Below are 22912 nucleotides of genomic sequence, written 5' to 3' on the forward strand. Positions count from 1 at the left end.
GAGGGATCACGATGGGGGAAAAGATGGCTGTCATCTTTGCGATCATCGCTTCGTCACCTGGCAAAGCGATGGCTGGTAAAGATATCGCCAAAGCCTTGGATGCCCAAGGTAAGCATATGGATATGAAGACAATCTATAAAACAATCAGGGAAATCAATGCCTTCTTTTATCCAGTCTTACAGGAAGATATGTTTGTGCCGATCCGCAAGGTCGGCTGGCAGTTAAGAAAAGAATACTTTGAAGATGGGCAGCTGCAGCTGCTCATCGATGCCATCACTTATAATAAAGACTTATCTTATAATGAAAAGCAGGAACTGATTGATAAGCTCACATACTTTTCATCAGCTTCCCAGGAATCACGCCTGATTACCCATGTGGAAAAAGATGAAAAACCTTTTTCTTTAATGTTAAACTTATCCGTCATTATGAAGGCCATTGCGACCCAGACGAATATTGCCTTTGAGTATGTCAGTTATGAGATTGATGAGAATCGCCATCCTTATGAAGTGGCTTCTACGCATGGCAATCATGGCACAACATATGTTGTTTCGCCCTATACGATTGTCTTATCCAATAACCATTATTATATGATTGGTTACTTCTCATTACGTAAAAATTCCTTATCAATGTATCGGATCGATCGCATGCGCAAGGTCTTAACCCGCAAAGGCGCTTTCTATGATATTCGTGATTCTTATGATATTGATGACTATATCAGCCGCAGTTTCAATATGTTTGTCAATGGGGTGGAGACCGATTTAGTCTTACATTTCCATAAAGGTATTTTACGAGAAGTCGTTTCACGCTTTGGTGAAAATATCACTATTGAAAGCTTAAGCGGAGAATGGTATGAAGCGGTGGTTACAGCACAAAGTTATTCTCGCGGTTTATTAAGCTGGTTACTTATGTTAGGCTCTCAGGTTGAAGTCGTTTCACCAAAGAGTATCCGTGAGGATATTCGCAAAGAAGTCGAGAAAACCTTAAAACATTACAAATGAAAAGGCGGTGCTGACGCACCGTCTTATTTTTCGTCTCTGACTTTTAATAAAGTGTATTTCACACCTGAAAGCTGTAATTTTAAAGCATTTAAATTCTGCTTTGTAGTAATGTAGATATACTGATCATCCATCGAATAAGATTCTTCATAATCAATATCTAATGGCTGAGAAGAGCGGACATAGAAACGTGAGTCTTCAATTGGTGTAATGGCATCTGTATAGGTATAATCATGGGTCCATAATTCTTTATTATGGGTTTTCATGATATCTGATACGACAGCGCTGGCAGTCACATAACGGCCGGCCCCTTTGCCATAGAATAAGACGTTTTCGACATAGTCGCTGGTAATTTCAACAACGTTATAAGCCTGCATAACATTACCAACAATATCACTCATAGGCACTAAAGTAGGTGACACATCGATGCCGATCGAATTGTCTAACTTTTCTGCCTGAGCGATCAGTTTAATACGGTAACCAAGTTTTTTCGCATAATCCATATCCTGTTTTGTGACCTGACGGATACCCGTGGTATGGATCTTATCGAAGTCAAAGAAGATATGGAAAGCATTCATTGCTAAAATAGCAATCTTATGCGCGGCATCAAAGCCATCTAAGTCTAAGGATGCATCAGCTTCCACGAAACCTAAGTCCTGCGCGATCGCTAAGGCTTCTTTGAAATCTAAGTTATCTGTTTCCATTAAGGTTAAGATGAAGTTTGTAGTGCCGTTGAGGATCCCTTCAATCTTCTTAATATTATTCGCAATTAAGCTTTCTTTTGCCGGTACGACAACTGGAATACCTCCGCCAACGGATGCTTCATAGAAAACATTGACACCTTTTTCTTTGGCTGCGGTAAAGATTTCCTGACCATCATGAGCAAGCAATGCCTTATTAGCGGTTACGACATGTTTGCCTTTTTCAATGGCTCCCATAATAATTGTTTTTGCGAAGGTTAACCCGCCGATTAATTCAACGACGACATCAACGCTTTCATCATCTAAGACATCATGGAAATCAGTTGTATAAATGACACCTTCAGGAAGACCAGGGTTTTCTAAGGCGCAGCCGTATTTGACAACGACTTCTTCACCAATTTCTTTTTCAAGTCTTTCTTTTTCTTTTGTCAGGATATCTAATGTACCAAAACCAACTGTACCTAGACCAACGATACCTATAATCATAATAATACAAGTCCCCCTTTGCGTATTTACTTGTTTGATTCATTGTAACATTAACAAAGATGCACACACTTGTCAATTTCTTTTCATGTGAATTCCTTATTATTAAATAATTAATCTCATTAATTTATCAAAAAGCTAAAAAAGAATGCTAAAAAAGTAATTCATCAATAGCATCAGACAACTGCGGCACGATATGGTTAGCCTGCTTTTGCACAGCGATTGGCGCGTAGTCAAAAGTAAAGGAATCATAAGCGGCCTGTAATAGCGGGAGATCATTGAAGTTATCACCAATTCCGCATAAGTCTTCCTTATTAATATGGTAGTAATCACCAATTTGTTTGAGGGCATGACCCTTTGAGCAGCCTTTAGCGCAGACATCAATATGGATATCATTGACATAGGCATTCACATAGTCGCCATAAGTCTTATTAATATAGGTAGCAAGGTTGACTGCCTGATTATGTTCACCACGGCGATAATGGAACGAAAAGGAAGGAATCTGCTGGGCCTTGAGATCATCTAACTGATCAATGAAGCGGATATTCTCTTTGGGCTGATTCTTCATTTTCTTATAGAGCGCTTTGATGCTTTGTTTGAAATGATTGTTTTTGTCATTGAGCAAATACATGGCATTGCCATAAACCACTGAAACGTTCACTGGATAACGAGCATATATCTCTTTGACGATTGCATAGGGAAACTGCTTTTCAAAAAGGACTTCGCCATCTTCATCGAGAATCAGGCCGCCGCTTAAGCAAATATAAAAATCATAATGGATATCGACATTGGTGCTCGGTGCCACAATACCGTTATAAGAACGGCCGGTGCAGACGCCAAACTTATGACCGGCGGCCTGAAAAGTCTTAATAGCCTGGAGATCTTCCGCCTTGAACCCAGTGTGGAAATATAATGTATTGTCAAAATCACTTGCAAGTATTTTCATAGATTCACCTCGAAATCATTATAACATAGGATGAATCATTAGAAATGAGAATAAAATATCACGCATATAATTATGTCTCATATCGACTTTATTGTTTTAACATACGTAAAAAATATAGCAGGTTTGACTGTTATCGTTTACATGGTTTTTTGGGTTTGAATTTTCCAAAACAAAGAGTTACACTGCATATGTAAATAAGAATGTAAGGAGGAAACTGTATGGAAGAGTTGATTCAGGAAATCGTTGCGATTGACCATAAATGCGCTCAGGCTGTTAAAGATGCGGAAAAGAAAAAACAGGATGTATCTTTAAATATGGGCGATAAGAAAAAAGAAATTTATGAATCATTCGTAGCTCAGTACCAGAAGACACTTGATGAAAAGAAAGCAGAGCTTCGCGCACAGATTGAAGCGCAGAAGAAAAGTGATGAAGAAGAATACAATGCCTCATCACAGAAGCTCTCTGATCTTTATGCGCAGCATAAAGATGAATGGGTGAAAGAAATCGTAGAAAGATGTAAAGCGTCATAATGAATTTTTCAACCAATGCCGTTGCGTCTAAGGCAAAAGCAATGTATGCGCATCATATAACTGACGCGCAATACGAAGAACTCTTAAAAAGACGCAGTGTGAATGATGTCATGACTTATCTCAAGAGTGAAACAGCTTATGCGGAAGCTCTTGAAGATGTCAAAGGGACCAACATTCACCGTGGAGAACTCGAAGCGCTGCTCGATGAAGAAGCGTTCATGAAGTCCTCAAAACTCATTCATTATGTACCCAAAAAAGACATTAAATTCTATTCATTAGGCGTCACACGGTTAGAAATTCGTCTAATTCTTACAAAAGTAAGCTTGCTTAATAGCGATAACCATGAAAACTATGATATGGATCTTCCTGCTTATTTAGCAAAATATGCATCCTTTAATATTTATGGTTTGTTAAGTATCGACTCCTATCCGATGTTATGTGACTATCTCAAGAAGACGATGTACTATAACGATCTTGTTGAGCATATGCCAACAGATGATGATGAAAAAGTCGATCTGAATTTGTTGGAATATGATTTAAAACGGACATATTATCATTATGAAGTTGAAACCGTAAAATCATTATTTAAAGGTCAGAAACAAAAAGATCTTCTAACGATGATCTATACCAGTATCGAGTTAGAAAATATCACTAAGATCTATCGTTTAAAACGATATTTCAAAGTTTCACCAGAAGTGATCAAACAGTCCTTAATCATGGAATACTCACGTATTCCACGTAAGATGATGGATGAACTGATCGAGGCTAAGGATGTTAAGGAATTTCTGAAGCTATTAGCCGCTTCACCATATCATCTGTATATAGATGATCAGGAATTCGTGTATATTGAATATCACGCTACCAAGATTTCTTATCATCTCGCCAAACGCTACATGCGGTTCTCAACCGATCCAGCATGCGTCTACATGGCTTTTCTGATTGTTCACGAATGCGAAATAACCAATCTGAAACATATTATTGAAGGTCTGCGCTATGGCGAAGACAGTGAACGCATTAAAGCAATGCTGATTTATTAGAAGTAGGGGGATTACATATGGCTATTGAAAAAATGGAAATGCTCTCTTTAAGCTTTAGCAAGCCGCATTTAAATAGCGTCCTTGATAAAGTGAAAGAAGAGACATCATTTTATCCTCAGCCGGCCCGTAAGATTGTCAACAACGTCAAAGGCGTGGTGACGATCGAAGCGGATTCAGATATTAAAGTAATGTTAGATCAGGTAGAAGAATTAGCTGCCAAGATCAGCCTCCCATTAGTTCAGGGCAAAGTCACGATGTTAAATCGTGATTACATTGAAAAAGCTCTGAAAGATATTGCGGAAGAAATTACTGCGGTTGCTCACAACAAAGAAGAGTTAGTCAAGGAAATGGAAGAAGATGAAGATGCTTATGCCTTATTAGATGGGATGAGCCAGACATCTTTAAACTTAGAAGAACTCATGAGTACCACTTATCTGACGACGCGCATTGGCCGCATTCGTAAACGTAATGAGGATAAGTTAGATTATTACAAATCAGAAATGGCAATGTTTCTGAAACTCGGGGAAAGTAAAAAACATATTTATTGTTTATACATCACTCCTAATGAACACCATCTGATGGTCGACAACGTCTTCTCATCAATGGGCTTCAAGGATGTGGCAATTCCGGAATTCGTTCATGGCACGATTGAAGATGCCAAACGTGAATTGCAGCAGCAGATTGCCGGTATGAAGAAATATATTCAGGTTGCTGATGACAAGCTTCGTACCATCAAAGAACTGCGCCAGGAAGAACTATTAAAGATCTATAGTTACTTAGCTTATACGCAGGGCTTGGAGGATGAAAAATCATTCGTTGTGGATTATTCTTCACGTTATGCGATTTATGGTTTTATTCCTTCACGATTAGCAGGGGAAATGGTTAATCACTTCAACGGGGAAGAAGTGGAATTTAAGAGTTATCCTTGCGATATCTACGAAGATCGTGGCATTATCGCACCAACCCTTACCTATAACCCAGTCTGGGCGAAACCTTTTGAATCCATCGCCAAAGTCAAACAGCAGGATCATGTTGATATGACACTGGCTTTTGCCGTGCTTTATATCTTAACCTTCTTCCTGTTACTTGGTGATTTAGGCTTAGGGGCGCTCCTCGTAGTCCTCGGGTTATTATTACATAAGAAAAATGGTAAGCTGTTAACAGTTTTAGGTGTCGCTACCCTTGTTGGCGGCTTAGCCTATGGTAATGCATTCTATGTTGTGGATCTTTATCATTCATTGATTCCTCAGGGGAATTTTATTCATAGATTTATTAATGCAGCGCTCTTACTTGTTTTAGGCACTTACTGCATTAATACCGTCAAAGTCATTTACAATGAGAAATCGATGGTGAACAAAGTATTCTCAATGAAAGGGATCGTCGGCATTATCATGGCGTTAATGGTAGCAGCTTATTTAGCTATCAGTATTGAAACACATATTGTTGTGAACTATCTGCCATTACTTGTTGTTTTAGTGATCGGCGTACTCCTGATTTTCTTTAAGAATGCGATTCATAAGAAAAACCAAAATTAAAGAAAGGAGCTCATCATGGCAATAGCAAAAATGAAGCTTGTGGAAATTGAATTTCCAGAAGATCAGAGTGATGTCATCCTATCAAAACTTGTTGATTCGGAAGATTTTCATCCTGAACCTGCTTCAAAGTTTGCCGATAGTGTACGCGGCTTAACAGTGTTAAACCGTCCTAATCCTTATGCGGATTTATTAGCCCGCATGGATGAAGCCAAAAGTAATTTAGGTTTAACATTAGACGATGCCAAGTCTCAAATGCTTGATATCGCTCAGGCGGATGCACTGTTTTGTGATGTTGTCGATCAGGCAAACAAAATTGACAAACTGCAGAAAGATCTGCAGCAGATGATCAATGAAAACAATGAAGCGATCACCCAGTTAAAAAATATGCAGGATGATCACCTCAATTTGGATCAATTGTTCACAAGCCATTACTTACAGATTCGTTATGGTTATATGCCCACAATGAATCTTGACAAACTCAAATATTATGACGATCAGGTGTTCTTATTTAAACCATTCTTCAAGGATGGCAAGTACTGTTACTGTCTGTATATGACGACAGAAACCCATGCACCAGAAGTCGATAATATCTTCTCATCTCTTTATTTTGAAAGAATTCATATTCCTTCTTTCGTTCATGGCACGCCAAAAGAAGCGATTGGCCAGTTAGAAGAAGAAAATGATGCGGCGAAAAAGAATATTGACAAATATGAAAGCCGCAAGCAAAAACTCTTTGCCGATAATAAAGCTGATTTATCAACGATTTATGCGACCTGTAAAGAGAATGCGGAAACCAGTGAAGCGCAGAAATATGTTGTTGTCTTTGGCCAGCAGGCTGCGATTTATGGGTTCTGTGAAGACAAATATGCGAAGAAACTCAAGAAAGAGTTTGAAGTGCGCGATGATGTGAAAGTGGAAATCAAGCCGCCAATGGGCGACTCCCGTTTAACGCCGCCAACCAAGCTGAAAGAGAACTGGTTCTCAAAACCGTTTGGCATGTTCGTGGAAATGTACGGGGTGCCGGCTTATACCGACATGGATCCAACCAACTTCGTAGCCATTTCTTACTGTATCCTGTTCGGGATCATGTTTGGTGATGTCGGCCAGGGGGCTGTCTTAATTCTCGTTGGGTTCTTAGCCTGGAAGTTAAAGAAATTACGTTTAGGTTTAGTCGGGACACGAATCGGGGTCTTCTCGATCATCTTTGGCTGTCTCTTCGGTTCCGTCTTCGGTTCAGAAGAAATCTTAACACCATTCTTTATGCCAATGAAATCAACCAACACGATGCCATTACTGCTCGCCGCAATCGGCATTGGGGTTTTACTGATTATCATTTCGATGTCATTCAATGTTTACATTAATGCGAAAAAGAAGAACTGGGGCGAATTCCTCTTCTCCCAAAACGGGGTTGCTGGTTTAGCCTTCTATATCTGTGTCATTCTTTTAGCCATCAATGCCTTAGGCAAGTTAGGGCTGCCGCTTGGCACACCTTATATCGTAGTCGGCATTGTCTTACCAATCTTACTGATCTTCTTAAAAGAACCATTAAATCGTAAGATGCAGGGCTATAAGATGTTCCCAGAAGGATTTGGTTCCTTCTTTACAGAAGGCTTCTTCGAATTATTCGATGTTGTCTTAACATTTATTACCAACACAATGTCCTTCCTGCGTGTCGGCGGCTTCGTTTTATCCCATGCCGGGATGATGTTAGTTGTCTACACCTTAGCAGAAATGATCGGCGGTGTCGGTTACTGGATCACCTTAGTCTTAGGAAATGCCTTCGTTATGTGTTTGGAAGGTATGATCGTCGGGATCCAGGTCTTACGTCTTGAATTCTATGAAATGTTCTCTCGTTACTATGAAGGTAACGGAAAACCATTTATCAGCATGAAAGAAAATTTAGAAAAATAAAAGGAGAAAAAATTCTATGTTAACATTTATTTTACCAGCTATTGTAGTCGTAGCATTAACATTACCTTTAGTAAAGGTCTTCAAAGGAAAAGCAACTAAAGAAGGGGCCAAAGCACGTTTAGGCTTACATGTCTCAGGCGTTTTCGGGGCCGCTGCTTTAACTTTCTTCTTAGCATTATCTAACTCACCAGTTTTCGCTGCCGGCGCTTCTATTACTGGCACAATGGCTCAGGGCTTAGGTTTCATCGGGGCTGCTTTAGCGACTGGTTTATCTGCTCTTGGTGCCGGGATTGCCGTTGCCGCAGCTGCTCCTGCAGCCATCGGTGCTTTCTCTGAAAACGCTGAAAACTTTGGTAAATCCTTAATCTTCGTTGCCTTAGGTGAAGGGGTTGCCATCTACGGTTTATTAATCTCTATCTTAATCATCAATAACTTATAGGAGTATTCCCATGAAATTCTACTTGATCAGCGATAACATCGATACCTTAACGGCGATGCGTCTGGTTGGCATAGATGGTCAGGTTGTCCATGAACGCCAGGAGTTCTTAGAACTTCTCGATAAAAAGATGCATGATAAAGAGGTTGCTGTCATTCTCGTGACAACGAAGCTGATCGAATTAGCTCCAGATGTTATTTCTGAACTTAAATTAAAACAGCCTGAACCACTGATTACAGAAATTCCTGATCGTCATGGTCATTCCAAAATTGGGGAAGCCATCGATGGTTACGTTTCTGAAGCCATTGGCGTTAAATTATAACAGGAGAAAAAGAATATGCAGGAAAAAGATGTTTTTCTCTCGATGAAAGCAGAAATCGAACACACTGCGCAAAAGCAGGTTGATGCGATCAATGCCGAAGTAAAGAAAATGGAAGATGAAGCATTACAGTCAATGCAGGAAGAAGCAAAGAAAGATGCTGATCTGAAATTAAAACAGGAACTTGAAGAAATTCATTCTGAAGCTTCCGCAGAGATTTCTGAAACTCATACACAGAGAACGAAAAAATTAATTGCGAAACGTGATGAATACGTCGCTGAAGTCTTCAAGGCAGCCCGTGAAAAACTCGTTGCGTTTACCAAGAGTGCAGAATATAAAGATTATCTTCTTAAGAAAGCGAAAGCCGCTGCAGATAACGATTTTGTCGATGCAGTGATGTTAGTACGCGCAGAAGATATGCAGTATAGCGAAGAATTAAAGAAAGCCTATGGCAAAACTGTGGAAGTGAAAGCCAGCGATGAAATCACCTTAGGTGGTTTCATCCTGGAAAACACCGCTGATGCCTTAGTCGTCAACGAAACATTAGAATTTGCCTTAGAAAACCAGAAAACCTGGTTTGCGAATAACTCAGGCTTAATGATCAAATAAGATAGGAGGTATAAGTTTTGAAAGATGTAGTCTATTCAATTAATGGACCAGTCGTGACTGTACGGAATTCAAAAACATTCTCAATGCAGGAAATGGTCTATGTCGGCAATAAACGACTGATGGGGGAAGTTATCTCTGTCAACAAAGATAAAACCACTATCCAGGTTTATGAATCGACAACTGGACTTATGCCTGGCGAACCAGTTTACTCAACTGGTCAGCCAATCTCAGTTACCTTAGGTCCAGGGATCTTAAAAAACATCTTCGATGGTGTAGAAAGACCCCTTGAAGAAATTGCCAAGGAAGCGGATGCCTTTATTCCAACAGGGGCACACGTTGATCCTTTACCAACTGATAAATTATGGGATGTAACCATGAAAGTCAAAGTCGGGGACAGAGTCCAGGGCGGCGACATTTATGCGACGATTCCTGAAACGGATCTCATTGAACATCGTTTAATGGTTCCGCCTTATGTCAAAGGAACAATCAAAGATGTCAAAGCCGATGGTCAGTATAAATTAGAAGATACAATCGTTATCCTAACGCAGGATAACGGTGTTGATTTAGAGTTAAAACTCTATCAGAAATGGCCAATTAAAAAGGCTCGTCCAGTGAATAAACGTTTACCAATCTCGATGCCATTAGTCACTGGTCAGCGTGTCATCGATACGCTTTTCCCAATTGCTAAAGGCGGGACCGCTGCCATTCCAGGCGGATTCGGGACTGGGAAAACAATGACCCAGCATCAGCTTGCCAAATGGTGTGATGCCGATATCATCGTGTATGTCGGCTGTGGTGAACGTGGCAACGAAATGACACAGGTTCTAGAAGAATTCCGTGAATTAGTCGATCCAAAGTCAAACAAACCATTAGTTGACCGTACCGTCTTAATCGCCAATACATCCAACATGCCAGTAGCCGCTCGTGAAGCCTCTATTTATACCGGTGTAACCTTAGCGGAATACTATCGTGATATGGGTTATCATGTAGCCATCATGGCCGATTCTACGTCTCGTTGGGCCGAAGCCTTACGAGAAATCTCTGGTCGTCTGGAAGAAATGCCAGCCGAAGAAGGGTTCCCAGCTTACCTGCCATCAAGACTGTCACAGTTCTATGAACGTGCTGGTTACATGGAAAACTTAAATGGTTCAAAGGGTTCTGTATCGATTATCGGTGCCGTTTCCCCTCAGGGTGGTGACTTCTCCGAACCAGTAACCCAGAACACGAAGCGATTCGTTCGTACATTCTGGGCTTTGGATAAAGCCTTAGCCTATGCCCGTCATTATTTTGCCATCAACTGGAACCAGTCTTACTCAGAATACATTCCTGATTTAACAAGATGGTATACGAAGAATGTCGGTTCGAAATTCATGCAGGATCGCCAGGAATTAAAGACGATCTTAGCCGAAGAAACGAAACTGCAGGAAATCGTCCAGTTAATGGGTTCTGATGTCTTACCAGATGATCAGAAGTTAACAATGGAAGTAGCCCGCGTTGTCCGTGTTGGATACTTACAGCAGAACGCTTTCCATCCTGATGATACGTATGTTCCACTAGAAAAACAGTTAGACATGATGGAAGTCATCGTTTACTTAAATAAGAAATGTCAGGAAGTCGTTGCCGAAGGAAAACCAGTGCGTGAATTAATCGAAACGGGTATCTTCGATGATGTTGTCAAGATGAAATACGATGTTCCAAACAAAGATTTATCTAAATTTGACGAATACTATAAAAAGATCGATGCAGCATGTGCATCTATTGACTAGGAGGTTTTAATATATGGCACTACAATATGTAGGATTAGACGATATTAATGGATCATTAGTCGTATTAGATCACGTAAAAAATGCATCTAACGAGGAAATGGTCGAATTCGTCTTAAAAGATGGCACCAAGCGAACAGGCCGTGTGGCTGAAATTGAAGGCGAAAAATGTGTCATCCAGGTTTTTGAAGGGACTCGTGGTCTGTCATTAACCAATACTAAAACCCGTTTGATCGGGGAACCAATGAAGCTGCCTCTTTCGATGGAAATGTTAGGGCGTGTCTTCAATGGGGCTGGGAAACCAATCGATGGTTTAGGCGATCTCTACGCTGAAAAATCAGCGGACATCAATGGTCAGCCATTAAACCCTGTTTCTCGTGTCTATCCACAGAACTATATCAATACCGGGATCTCTTCGATCGATGCCTTAACGACATTAATCAGAGGTCAGAAATTACCAATCTTCTCAGGTTCTGGTTTACCACATAACCAGTTAGCCGTGCAGATCGTCAAAAATGCCCGTGTTGCGAACGATGACCAAGGCTTCGCCGTTGTCTTCGCAGCCATGGGGGTTACTAACGATGTTGCCAACTACTTTAGAAGATCCTTTGAAGAAGCCGGCGTTATGGATCGTACCGTCTTATTCTTAAACTTATCCAACGATCCAATCGTTGAACGTACCTTAACACCAAGATGTGCTTTAACCGCCGCTGAATACTTAGCGTTCGAACATGATATGCATGTCTTAGTTGTTTATACGGATATCACTTCATACTGTGAAGCGTTACGTGAATATTCATCATCAAAAGGTGAAATCCCAGGTCGTAAAGGTTACCCAGGTTACCTCTATTCAGACTTAGCTTCTCTCTATGAAAGAGCTGGTATCTCAAAATATGCGAAAGGGTCAGTGACCCAGATTCCAATTTTGACAATGCCTAACAACGATATCACCCATCCAGTCCCTGACTTAACGGGTTATATCACCGAAGGTCAGATCACTCTTGATGCGGACTTAAATGCCCAGGGTATTTATCCGCCAGTTGGGGTCTTACCATCATTATCACGTTTAATGAAAGATGGGATCGGCGAAGGCTTTACCCGCGCCGACCATCAGGACTGTGCCAACCAGCTATTTGCCTGCTACGCACATGTTCAGGATGTTAAGTCCTTAACATCCGTTATCGGTGAAGATGAATTGTCTGATACTGATAAGAAATATATGGAATTTGGACGTTTATTTGAACAGCATTTCCTTAACCAAGGGGACGAAAACAGATCAATTGAGGAAACACTTGATTTAGGCTGGAACTTATTATCCGTCTTACCTAGATCAGCCTTAGACCGTGTTGACAACAAGGTCTTAGATCAGTTCTATGATCACGAAAAGGCCGTGAAGACTTTTGGCCTCAAAGAAGATCACATTATTAAGGAATTACAGAAATAATGGCAAAACAGGTATTCCCAACAAAAGCGAACTTAATGGCCACAAAGAGTTCGCTTGCTCTTGCCAAACTTGGTTATGATCTGCTCGATAAAAAGCGTAACGTTCTCATTAAGGAAATGATGAGTCTGCTTGGCGAAGTTAAAGAAGTCCGCGATCAGATCACCGATTCCTATGCCAAAGCGTATCGCGCTCTCGAAGACGCGAACGTCTCTTCCGGGATTATCAGCGACCTCGTTGAAAACGTTCCTGAAGATAATGGCTTACATGTTAAATACCGTTCTGTCATGGGGGTAGAATTACCACGTATTGATTATGAACATACGCCTATTCGTGTCGGCTATGGCTTTGAAAGAGCCAATTCCAAAATTGACTACGCTTATATCTGTTTTAGTGAAGTCAAGGAATTGACGGTTAAATTAGCGGAAATTGAAAACTCGGTTTACCGCTTAGCCAATGCCATCCGTCAGACCCAGAAGCGTGCCAATGCCTTGAAGAATATCTCTATTCCTCAGTTCGAAGCAACCGTGAAGATGATTTCCGAAGCGCTCGAAGAAAAGGAAAGAGAAGAATTCACAAGACAGAAGGTCATCAAAGGACAGAAAGAACGTGCACAAAGCGGCGAAGCTTAGTCTTCCCGCTTTTTTTCTATATTCACTATTTATGATAAAAACAAATATTAAAAGAAATTGTTGTATAAAAAGACTTTTAAGTAAGAAAATTCTATCTAAATGATAATATTCTATTGACACAATAAAGACTTATCGATATACTAACCCCATACACAAGAGATGTGTAAAGTAAGAAGGGGGAATGTATATGAGTAGTGCTATTAAAGAAATCTTTGGCATCTGGTACCTGATTGGGGCCGCCTTAGTCTTCTTTATGCAGGCTGGCTTTGCGATGGTCGAAGCGGGCTTCACCCGCGCTAAAAATGCCGGGAATATTATTATGAAGAACTTGATGGACTTCTGTCTTGGGACAGTAGCCTTCCTGATTATTGGTTACTCCTTGCTGTGCGGCGCTGATGCTTTTCATGGCATCTTAGGCTGGGTCGGCATCGGCAATGGACCATTAACCAACTTTGCGAAAACAGACTGGTCCTCATTTGTCTTCAACTTAGTCTTCTGTGCGACCGCCGCTACGATCGTTTCGGGGGCGATGGCGGAACGTACCAAATTCTTATCTTACTGTATTTATTCCTTTGTTATTTCATTAGTCGTCTATCCCATTGAAGCGCATTGGGTCTGGGGGCCTAACGGCTTCTTAGTAAGCAATGGTTTCCATGATTTCGCCGGCAGTGCAGCGATTCATTATGTCGGTGGTCTTACCGCTTTGATCGGGGCTTGGATGCTTGGTCCTCGTATTGGCAAGTTTGATAAAGACGGGAAACCAAACGGGATTCCTGGTCACAATATTCCGTTAGGGGCCTTAGGGGTCTTCATCTTATGGTTTGGCTGGTATGGTTTCAACGGCGCCGCAGCGAAAAACGGTTTACAGTTAGCGACGATCTTCGCGACCACGACCGTAGCGCCAGCCTTAGCGACGGTAACGGTGATGATTGTGACCTGGCTTAAATATGGCAAACCTGATGTGGCGATGTGTCTGAATGGCTCCTTAGCCGGCTTAGTCGCTATTACCGCGGGCTGTGATGCTGTCAATGTCTTAGGGGCTTGTCTCATTGGGATCTTATCGGGCTTTAATGTCATCTTCTTTACCTGGCTATTAGATTACAAATTACATGTCGATGATCCTGTTGGCGCAGTGCCGGTTCACTTTGCGAATGGGGCCTTAGGCACCATCTGTGTGGGCTTATTTGCCTGCGGCACTGATACGATGCCTAAAGCGCAGGGCTTATTTTACGGCGGCGGCTTCAAGTTATTAGGCATGCAGCTGCTTGGTTTACTCATTATTGGGGTATGGACAGCGGTGACGATGTTTATTACTTTCACGGCCATCAAAGCAACTGTTGGTTTAAGAGTGACTGAGGAAGAAGAAGTCACTGGTTTAGATAAGTTAGAACATGGCATGGAATCTGCTTATGCTGGCTTTACCTTTGATTCAGAATTAGTCAATGGGGCTGCTGAAGAACCTGTTGATCTGCCAGTGACCCATGTCAACCTTGACAGTGCAGTAGAGACAAAGGTTTATAGTGAAGGTAAAATTACCAAAGTGGTTATTATTACTAAACCGGAACGTTTTGCGAAACTGAAAGAAGCGTTAGACAAGATCGGTATTGCCGGTATGACGTCTTCGCAGGTGATGGGCTGCGGTATTCAGCGTGGCCGCACCAACTATTATCGCGGGGCAAAAGTAGATCTCCAGTTATTGCCAAAACTGAAGTGTGAAGTTGTCGTTTCAGAAATTCCGGTTGATGATGTCATCAATGCGGCGAAGAAAGCTCTTTACACCGGTCATATGGGTGATGGCAAGATCTTCGTCTACGCCGTTGAAGACGTTGTTCGCATCTCTTCAGGAGCGCAGGGGAAAGAGGCTTTAGCCTATAAATAATGTGCTTTCAGATCAGTCTTTATGGAGGCTGATCTTTTTTTATATCAATAGAAAAAGCCTAGTCTTGTGAACTAGGCCCCTTTGTGTAAAAAAGGTATATCAGGATTTAATCAATAATATGAGCTGCTTTTAAGACTTCATCGACATCTTCCACCGGATGAATATCTAAAGCATTTTTCACTTCATCCGCAACATCTTCTAAGTCTAAGACATTATCTTTAGGGATAAAGACGGTTTTGACGCCGGCTCTTTGGGCAGCCATCAGTTTTTCTGGTAATCCGCCAATTGGCATCACTTTCTGTCTTAATGAGACTTCACCAGTCATGGCAATGGTTGGATCAACGACTTTATCATTGACTAAAGAGGCAAGGGCAGTGGTTAAAGTAATACCAGCTGATGGGCCATCTTTTGGCACTGCGCCTTCTGGAACATGGATATGTAAGTCATGATTTTCGAAGAGATCGGCCTTGTCAGGAAATTTCTCTTTCACAATTGAGATGGCAATCTGTGCCGATTCCTTCATGACATCACCTAACTGACCAGTAATAATGACATTGCCTTTCCCTTTGGTTAAGGCTGTTTCAATAAAGAGAATTTCTCCGCCAACCTGGGTCCAGGCCAAACCAGTTACGATACCTGGCTGCTTTGTATCGAGAATATGATCATGAATAATTGGCCGCATATCTAAGAAATGACGGATATTATCCGGCTTGACTTCTACTTTGTCTGCGCCTTTCACAATATCAACCGCGGCGACACGGCAAATCGTATCCATTCGTTTCTTGAGGCCACGGACGCCGGCTTCCATCGTATAGTCAGAGATAATCGCAGCAATCATGTCATCATCGATGACTAACTGATCTTCTTTTAAGCCCATTTCGTTGCGCGCTTTTGGTAATAAGTGCTGGCGCGCGATCTGTTTCTTTTCTAATGGGGAATAGCCATTAAACTGAATGACTTCCATACGGTTTAATAATGGTTCAGGAATCGTATCAACCGTGTTGGCTGTGCAGATAAAGAACACATCAGATAAATCATAAGGGACATTCATATAATGATCAGTGAAAGAGAAGTTCTGCTCAGGATCTAAGACTTCCAGTAACGCACTGGCCGGATCACCGTTATACGAAGCGGATAATTTATCAACTTCATCTAAAACCATAACGGGATTAGAAGAGCCGGCTTTATTAATGGCATCCATAATTCGACCTGGCATCGCACCGATATACGTACGACGATGCCCGCGGATATCCGCTTCATCACGGACGCCACCTAAAGCGACACGGACATAATCACGATCTAAAGCTTTCGCGATCGACTGACCAATCGAAGTTTTCCCAGTCCCGGGAGCACCGACGAATAAGAGGATCGAACCAGACTGTTTCTTATTGAGGTTCATAACCGCAATCTGCTGGAGAATACGCTCTTTGACTTTCTTTAAGCCATAATGATCTTCGTCTAAGATCTTCTGGGCGCTATCTAAGTCAATCGCTTTGAAGCGTGATTTTTTCCAAGGCAGGCTGGTCATAAAGTCTAAGTAGTTATAGAGCTGACCATATTCAGGGGAGTTTTCACCTTCCTGTTTCATACGGTTCAACGCTTTACGCGCTTCCTGATCCGTTTCTTTATTCATCTTGGCATCATTTAATTTGATCTCAAACTTACGTACTTCAGAGACATTTTCCGGATGCATCTCATCTAATTCTTTCTGTAAGAATTCCATCTGTTTTTTGATCGCCTGTTCACGGTAAACTTTCTGGTTTTCATTTTCCTGAGCGGTTTCCGCTTCAGAAGTGACTTTATAGATCTCTAAGTTTTCAAAAATCGCTTTTTCATAAAGACTGGTTCGCTCTTTTTTAGAATCCGTAGCCACAAAGGCATATTTATCTTCCGGTTCAATCGCTAACCAGGAAGAAGACATGGCAATGACATCAGCGATTGATTTTAAACGCATAATCCAGCTGCGGTAAATCTGTCCGCCCTGGAAATACTGCAGGGCATTAAGTAAACCATCCTTAACTCTCTTTAAGGCAGCTTTTTCTTCATCTGGTGTCAGATCATCGAGATCGGGACGTTCTGTCGTCTCTGCAAAGATCATGTGATTTTCTACAGTGACAGCTTTCACATTGACACGATCACTGGTTTTGATAGCAACGTAGTCATTGACATTGCTTTCAGTGACTTCGCCACTGACGCCAATCGCTTCAAAGCTATCGGCATTTAATTCATTATAAGGTGTATCATTCTTTTCAAAGAGAAAAACCACTTCAGCACCAGCCTTGGCCTCGACACCGGTCATTCTCTTATAGTATTCACGGCTTAAGTAGATGGTTGCGTGAGGGATCACGGCGACATCATATACGGGAATTGTTAACATTGTAAATCCTCCTTTTAGCACACTTTAGCACTCCACATAACGAGTGCTAATCGCATTGATAAATAAATGTTCCTCTCGGAACAACCTTGACATTTGTCTAGGTTACTTAAAGAATACTCTTAAGTTTGACATTTGTCAATGTTTTTAATAAAATTAATGCGGTGATGAAAATGTATCAGGGACATAATAAAACCGCCTGCTTATCCCAGCAGGCGATCAGTGAAGCGTTTTTACGCTTATTAGAAGAAGAGTCTTTCGATGAGATCTCAGTGAGTGAGATCTGTAAAGAAGCGGGGGTATCCCGGCAGACGTATTATTCGCTTTTTGGCAAGAAGGAGAATATTCTGCTTTATGAAATCTCTCGTCATTATCCTTTTCAAACCTGTGAAAAGGATTGTTCACCGCGTCATCTAAGCAGTCAGATCTGTGATTATTTAGATGAGAATGCGCGCTTTATTCAGCTGCTTATTGATCATGACAGCGGTAATCTGCTTTATACAACCTTTTATGAATCGTTCTGTCATATCGAAAATGAATACGTTGCTTCGTTTATGGCGGGAGGTATGAGCAGTATTATTCAGAAGTTTGTGGAGAAGGGGACGAGCCGCGCGGAAGTTGAAGAGATTATTGCCCAAATCTTTATTGATGCCAAATGAAAAGGATAATAGGGACATACCTACTATCCTTTTTGTGAGAATTATTTTTTTCTCCACAGTTTGATTGTCTTTAATAACTTGACTTTGTCTTTTTCTTCAAGCTTACGCACTTCATTGAGAATTTCGTAATCAATGCCGTTAGCGGAATAGTTTTCATCAGCGGTTCCCACTAAGTAATCAATGGATACACCGACAAGTTTAGCATAAGCCGCCAACTTGTGTAAACTCATGGCAATGCGGTTATTTTCGACATTGCTGACATAGCCTGGGGTTACGCCCAGGACTTGTGCGACCTGATTCTGAGTCAGGTGGTTTTGAATTCGTAATTCTTTGATTGTTTCTCCTAAACGATAATCTTCATCCATACTTTTAACCTCTTTTGTTTGTTTTGCTATAGTTATTATACATAATTTTAAGCGCTTTGAACACTTATTTGACAATTATTAAAAAAATAATTTTATTTGATGTATAGCATGCGGAGAAATCTCCGTAAAAAAGAGAAAAGGAACCGCTCTCTAAACTGGTACCATTGTCAAGGACTATTTATTGACAGTGACGACTTGTTTTCAGCTCACAAAGGATGAGGGCAAGATTCAATTGAATCTTGCCCTCATTTTTTCGCTTCTATTCATCCATATCAGGAGTTTTATTGTACGACAAAAAGAACCACTTTACGTGATTTTTTAAACAAGAAGTGGATGACTTGATGTATTATTAATAGATTGCTCCTGTTCTGTTCACATACGATAGCTCTGGATAATTCTGCCAGTTTCTAGGATAGTACAGTGACTTGATCACTGAATCGGATGCCTTGGTTAGGAACTTGAGTGCTGTATTCGTATCAGCCAATAGCGTATCCAGTTTTTCTACTTCTTTCGTATTTTCGTCAATCAGTCTCTGTAGCTTATTGATTCGAGCTAGAATAACCTTCTGATCCTTCTGTACCACTTTGAAAGGATGCTGTTCGCTCTTATACTCATAAGATGATTCACCAGACTCGTTTTGCTTGCTTCTGCGTCGAGCTCTTTCAGCACGCGCTTGTTCGCGTCTGGATTCCAGTTCTTCCTGGGTGATGAGTTCTTTGGCTGAGACGCCGAAATAAACATCAGTCTGATAAATGCCTTCAGTAATATAGCGATAGTATTCTTCAGGAGTCTGTCCTGCCAGATCATACTGAGGTATTACTGTATTATACTGTTCCATAAAGTTTTTGATCATGGTTTCAACCGTATCAAAGTTAGGACATTTTTCAACTAATTCATTTAGAATAGATTTCATTCTTCCAAAAAAGCTTTCCATTGGCGCATTATCGAGGCTGTTTCCGCGTCTGGATACTGACTGAATGAAGCCGTCATCTTCTAGAATTTCTCTGAATTCGGTGGAAAGGTATTGAGAGCCGTTGTCTGAATGAATATAGACATAAGGCTTTTTTCCATTTTCCTTCATGTATTTGCATGCCTTCTCAATTTCCTTTTCATGAAGATCCATCATCATGCAATAAGCTCTTTCAACGAGGGTAACGTCCATTCTTTTAGAAATATGCCATCCAAGAATTTCATTGGTAAATGCGTCCTTAAATACGCATAGATAAGAGATGTTTTTATTGCCGTTATAGGAAATATAAGTGATATCAGTGAGAATAACCTTGCGCGGGTCTTGTCTGAAGTATCTTTTTACGTAATCGTTAACGTTATAATAAGGATGGTTGTATGTTGCCTGTCCCTTGTAGGCATCCTTATGGCGTAGGTTGGGGAACAAATTCAATTCCTGCATCAGACGCGTTACTTTTTTTTCACCAACCGGCTGACCATTGATATTAAAATGCATGCGAGTAAAAAGAGCACAGAATGTTCTTCGCCCAGGCACGAAGCCAAAGGTTTTGACGATATCAATCATCTTATCCTTTATCATCTCATCTTCGGTAGCCTTTTGAATCTGGCTGGCAGATGGATTTTCACGTTTTTTCTTCCAGCACCTGTATTTTCTTGAAGTGATTTCAAATATCTTGCAGGCCTCACTGATTTTGACATCAGGATGATCTCTTATATACGTATCTGCGAGAAGACATTTATCTACCGCTATTTCTCGTTCTTCGATGATGATACCTTCACCAGCAGTTTTGAGCCCTTTTTTTTTACGACTCCAACAACTGTTTCCAGATAGTCAATGCGTGAATTAAGATAGTCAACCATTTCCTGATCGGAAAGATTGCCAACCTGATCACGCGGAACCATGCCGCTGACCTTCTTGGGCTTGCGTGCCTGTCCGCTGGCAGCGCGACCGGCAGCTGCGTAGGCGCGATCTTCTCCTAACGTGTTTACATCGTATCCGAGTGTCTTGTATGCCTTAATTGGTGACATGCCGCCATCCATCAGCTGTTTCATGCGGGCATAGAATTCCCTTGTGTAATAGATTCTGCCATCTGTTACCTTCTCAGTGTATTGGTTTTTAGAAGCCTCTTCTAAAGCTTTTTCCAGGTTAATCTGCTTATTTCTTTTTGCCATAATGCTTTCCTCCGCCTGATATGTATTTATTGGTGTCTGTAGTATATCATGACAGTATCAGGTTGGCACGCGCTTTAGCTCTTTTTGTTGCAAGAGCCTTCGTTTTTTCATACTTATCAGTTTCCTTGGACATGTATAAATCAAACTGCTCAGGCGGCATGGCTTCAAGATACGATTCGTATTTCACGGGTGTCATTTTATTTCTTGTCCACTGTGGTCTCTCGTTGTTGTAGTATTCCACATAGGAAAGCACCATTTCCCTCAGCTCCTCAATGGAACTGCAGCTGGTATAGTCACATTCATCCTTGAAATGGCCAAAAAAGCTTTCCTGTGAACTGTTGTCTTCACAGATGCCTCTTCTGGACATTGATTCTCTGAATCCCAGCTCCTTTACCTTTTTCTGAAATGCTTCATTGAGATACAGTGCCCCCTGGTCGCTATGGAAGATGGCATTATCGCGAAAGGTGTAGCGTTCAAGCTGCTTCAGCGTCTCCATAGTCATTGCCGAATCATTGTTTTCGCTCACCACGGCAGCTAATATGCGCCCTGTTACCGCATCTTTGACTGCTGAAAGATAGCCTCTGCCATTTGCTCCAAAAAACAGATAGGAAACATCAGTGAGAATGTGCGTAAAAGGCATGGCCAGTCTGAATTTTCGTTTAAGAAGATTAGGGCACTTGTATTTTTCAAGATGCTCACGAGCAGCCTTAAGGGACTGACGGGGAGCTCGAACTCCTGAATTAAGTCCATGCTTTCTCATCAGACGTGCTATTTTCTTAATTGAAAAGCTTTTGCCTGTAATCTCAGGCATCATCATGTGGATAGTTCTCTTGCCTTTGGGATAGCCTTTGTAATTCATTGTATCAATAATGGCCCTGACCTCTTCTTCTTCATTCTGATTCCTTAGCTCTTCATATCTGCCGTAGGCATCGTTTCTTAAAATAGAGTAGAAGGTGGATCTTGACAGGCCTGCTTCACTAATGATTTGGCTTAAAGGCATAATGTGACTGTCCGCTAACGAGTCAAGCATTATGAAGGCTTCTCTTCTTAGGCTGGCGCTAAGATCCCATATGCATTGGGATATAGACTTCAGAAAACAAGCCATTTTATTGTATAGTGCCTCATAAAGATTTAGGGCAATGGCTTTGAATCGATCAGATGAGCCTGCCTCTAAATGAATGGAACATGTATGATCAGATTGAGTAATTTGCTTTTTTATGCGCTGTTTCGTGGAGATAGTAAGAATTGCAGAATCAATATCAAAGATTTTGAGAATATCATTAATGTGCATATCAGAGAAAATTGATGCCTCGCTGTAGAATACATCCGTCAGTTTGATTCTATGTGCAGTTATCCTTTCAACCATTGGGTGGTCTGTATATTCTTCGATTATATTCTGATCAAACGTTTGCTTTTCATGCGGCTCAATATCCCCGTCAAATACTCTTTTTAGCGCATGAATACGCTGATAGCCAATTCGTTCTGGATCAAAGCCATCTGATTTAAGGACATCCTCGATTGCCTGATCAGGATATAAGCTATAGAGCTTTTCAGTATAGTCTTTTGAAAATGAAATGCCACGACGTGCGCGAATGAATTTTCCGGTCGAGACGAGGAACTGATCATAGTTTTTATCTGTTTTATTACGTTTGGCAGAGTTACCCATACGTCCGTTAGTAGGTTTCCCATCGCGTTTAAAATTTCTTTGAATACGACTAATAATTTGTGCGTTAAAGAGAGAGTAGTCAATGCCATTTTCCTTCATGACCTCTCTAATTGATGAAATGCTTTTATATTTAATCCATCTCTCCCACATCATGATCCTGAATTCATAGGTAAATGAAATACGATTTGATCTCACCAGTTTGACGAATTTATTGGCTGAAAGTATTTTAATGGCTTCATCAGATATTACAGTTCCTTTAGACATAACAATTATTACCTTCATTACAAAAAATGGCACCATAGGTTAGGTGACATTACTGTCAATGTAATGTTCCTTTCTATGGTACCATTTTACTCCAACAGTTCCTTTCTCCGTATAACATATTGTTATACTGTCCTTCTTCTTTTTGAGTACGATAACCAGTCGTACTCAACCACCTTTTCCATTGCCCTCTCTCGAGGACAACATCATTATAATATAAAATCGAGAAAA

At 41.0% G+C, this 22912-nt stretch carries 20 protein-coding genes; 13 read left to right on the forward strand and 7 right to left on the reverse strand.

The window, feature by feature from the left end; translation table 11 throughout:
- Positions 1-11: 11 nt before the first annotated feature.
- Positions 12-998, forward strand: coding sequence for a helix-turn-helix transcriptional regulator (locus SG0102_RS02595; RefSeq protein ID WP_125118505.1), 987 nt, complete (start codon positions 12-14; stop codon positions 996-998).
- Positions 999-1021: 23 nt separating this feature from the next.
- On the opposite strand, the gene SG0102_RS02600 is transcribed toward SG0102_RS02595, so the two are convergent.
- Both SG0102_RS02600 and SG0102_RS02605 read right to left on the reverse strand, forming a co-directional pair.
- Complete coding sequence (locus SG0102_RS02600) at positions 1022-2182, reverse strand: homoserine dehydrogenase (RefSeq protein WP_125118506.1); 1161 nt, start codon at positions 2180-2182, stop codon at positions 1022-1024.
- Positions 2183-2330: 148 nt separating this feature from the next.
- Positions 2331-3125, reverse strand: a complete 795-nt coding sequence (locus SG0102_RS02605) for an HAD-IIB family hydrolase (protein WP_125118507.1) — start codon at positions 3123-3125, stop codon at positions 2331-2333.
- Between the two features lie 218 nt (positions 3126-3343).
- On the opposite strand from SG0102_RS02605, the gene SG0102_RS02610 reads away from it, so the two are divergent.
- The 11 genes from SG0102_RS02610 (at position 3344) to SG0102_RS02660 (ending at position 15217) form a co-directional block, all read left to right on the forward strand.
- Positions 3344-3655, forward strand: coding sequence for a hypothetical protein (locus SG0102_RS02610; protein WP_125118508.1), 312 nt, complete (start codon positions 3344-3346; stop codon positions 3653-3655).
- A complete protein-coding gene (locus SG0102_RS02615; RefSeq protein WP_125118509.1) occupies positions 3655-4692 on the forward strand; it encodes a V0D/AC39 family V-type ATPase subunit in 1038 nt (345 codons plus the stop codon). The genes SG0102_RS02610 and SG0102_RS02615 overlap by 1 nt, the downstream gene beginning before the upstream one ends.
- Before the next feature lie 17 nt (positions 4693-4709).
- The gene (locus tag SG0102_RS02620) at positions 4710-6227 is read left to right on the forward strand and encodes a V-type ATP synthase subunit I (protein ID WP_125118510.1); all 1518 of its coding nucleotides are present in this window, start codon (positions 4710-4712) and stop codon (positions 6225-6227) included.
- A gap of 15 nt (positions 6228-6242) precedes the next feature.
- On the forward strand, positions 6243-8138 hold the full coding sequence (locus SG0102_RS02625) for a V-type ATP synthase subunit I (RefSeq protein WP_125118511.1): 1896 nt from the start codon (positions 6243-6245) through the stop codon (positions 8136-8138).
- 16 nt (positions 8139-8154) lie between these two features.
- A complete protein-coding gene (locus tag SG0102_RS02630) occupies positions 8155-8577 on the forward strand; it encodes an ATP synthase subunit C (RefSeq protein ID WP_125118512.1) in 423 nt (140 codons plus the stop codon).
- Positions 8578-8587: 10 nt separating this feature from the next.
- A complete protein-coding gene (locus SG0102_RS02635) occupies positions 8588-8896 on the forward strand; it encodes a V-type ATP synthase subunit F (RefSeq protein WP_125118513.1) in 309 nt (102 codons plus the stop codon).
- Positions 8897-8911: 15 nt separating this feature from the next.
- A complete protein-coding gene (locus SG0102_RS02640; RefSeq protein ID WP_125118514.1) occupies positions 8912-9502 on the forward strand; it encodes a V-type ATP synthase subunit E in 591 nt (196 codons plus the stop codon).
- A gap of 17 nt (positions 9503-9519) precedes the next feature.
- Positions 9520-11268, forward strand: a complete 1749-nt coding sequence (locus SG0102_RS02645) for a V-type ATP synthase subunit A (protein ID WP_125118515.1) — start codon at positions 9520-9522, stop codon at positions 11266-11268.
- A 13-nt stretch (positions 11269-11281) separates the two neighbouring features.
- Positions 11282-12709, forward strand: coding sequence for a V-type ATP synthase subunit B (locus SG0102_RS02650; protein WP_125118516.1), 1428 nt, complete (start codon positions 11282-11284; stop codon positions 12707-12709).
- Positions 12709-13338, forward strand: a complete 630-nt coding sequence (locus SG0102_RS02655; protein WP_125118517.1) for a V-type ATP synthase subunit D — start codon at positions 12709-12711, stop codon at positions 13336-13338. Before SG0102_RS02650 ends, SG0102_RS02655 begins: the two co-directional genes overlap by 1 nt.
- A 187-nt stretch (positions 13339-13525) precedes the next feature.
- Positions 13526-15217 (forward strand): ammonium transporter, encoded by a 1692-nt coding sequence (locus SG0102_RS02660; RefSeq protein WP_125118518.1) that lies wholly within the window; start codon positions 13526-13528, stop codon positions 15215-15217.
- A gap of 106 nt (positions 15218-15323) precedes the next feature.
- On the opposite strand, the gene lon is transcribed toward SG0102_RS02660, so the two are convergent.
- Entirely contained in the window at positions 15324-17594 is a 2271-nt protein-coding gene (gene lon / locus SG0102_RS02665; RefSeq protein ID WP_125118519.1) for an endopeptidase La, read from the reverse strand.
- A gap of 170 nt (positions 17595-17764) precedes the next feature.
- On the opposite strand from lon, the gene SG0102_RS02670 reads away from it, so the two are divergent.
- A complete protein-coding gene (locus SG0102_RS02670; protein WP_162300173.1) occupies positions 17765-18250 on the forward strand; it encodes a TetR/AcrR family transcriptional regulator in 486 nt (161 codons plus the stop codon).
- Positions 18251-18291: 41 nt separating this feature from the next.
- Here the strand turns inward: SG0102_RS02670 and SG0102_RS02675 are convergent, their stop codons facing one another.
- The 4 genes from SG0102_RS02675 to SG0102_RS02690 form a co-directional block, all read right to left on the reverse strand.
- Positions 18292-18615 carry a helix-turn-helix domain-containing protein gene (locus SG0102_RS02675; protein WP_125118521.1) on the reverse strand — a complete coding sequence of 108 codons (324 nt, stop codon included), beginning with the start codon at positions 18613-18615 and terminating at the stop codon, positions 18292-18294.
- Positions 18616-18964: 349 nt separating this feature from the next.
- A complete protein-coding gene (locus SG0102_RS02680) occupies positions 18965-20353 on the reverse strand; it encodes an IS3 family transposase (protein WP_125118146.1) in 1389 nt (462 codons plus the stop codon).
- On the reverse strand, positions 20329-20754 hold the full coding sequence (locus SG0102_RS02685; protein WP_125118147.1) for a hypothetical protein: 426 nt from the start codon (positions 20752-20754) through the stop codon (positions 20329-20331). Before SG0102_RS02685 ends, SG0102_RS02680 begins: the two co-directional genes overlap by 25 nt.
- Before the next feature lie 46 nt (positions 20755-20800).
- Positions 20801-22702, reverse strand: coding sequence for an IS3 family transposase (locus tag SG0102_RS02690; RefSeq protein ID WP_157982937.1), 1902 nt, complete (start codon positions 22700-22702; stop codon positions 20801-20803).
- Positions 22703-22912 lie beyond the last annotated feature (210 nt).

The organism is Intestinibaculum porci (assembly GCF_003925875.1).
Lineage (GTDB): Bacteria > Bacillota_I > Bacilli_A > Erysipelotrichales > Coprobacillaceae > Intestinibaculum > Intestinibaculum porci.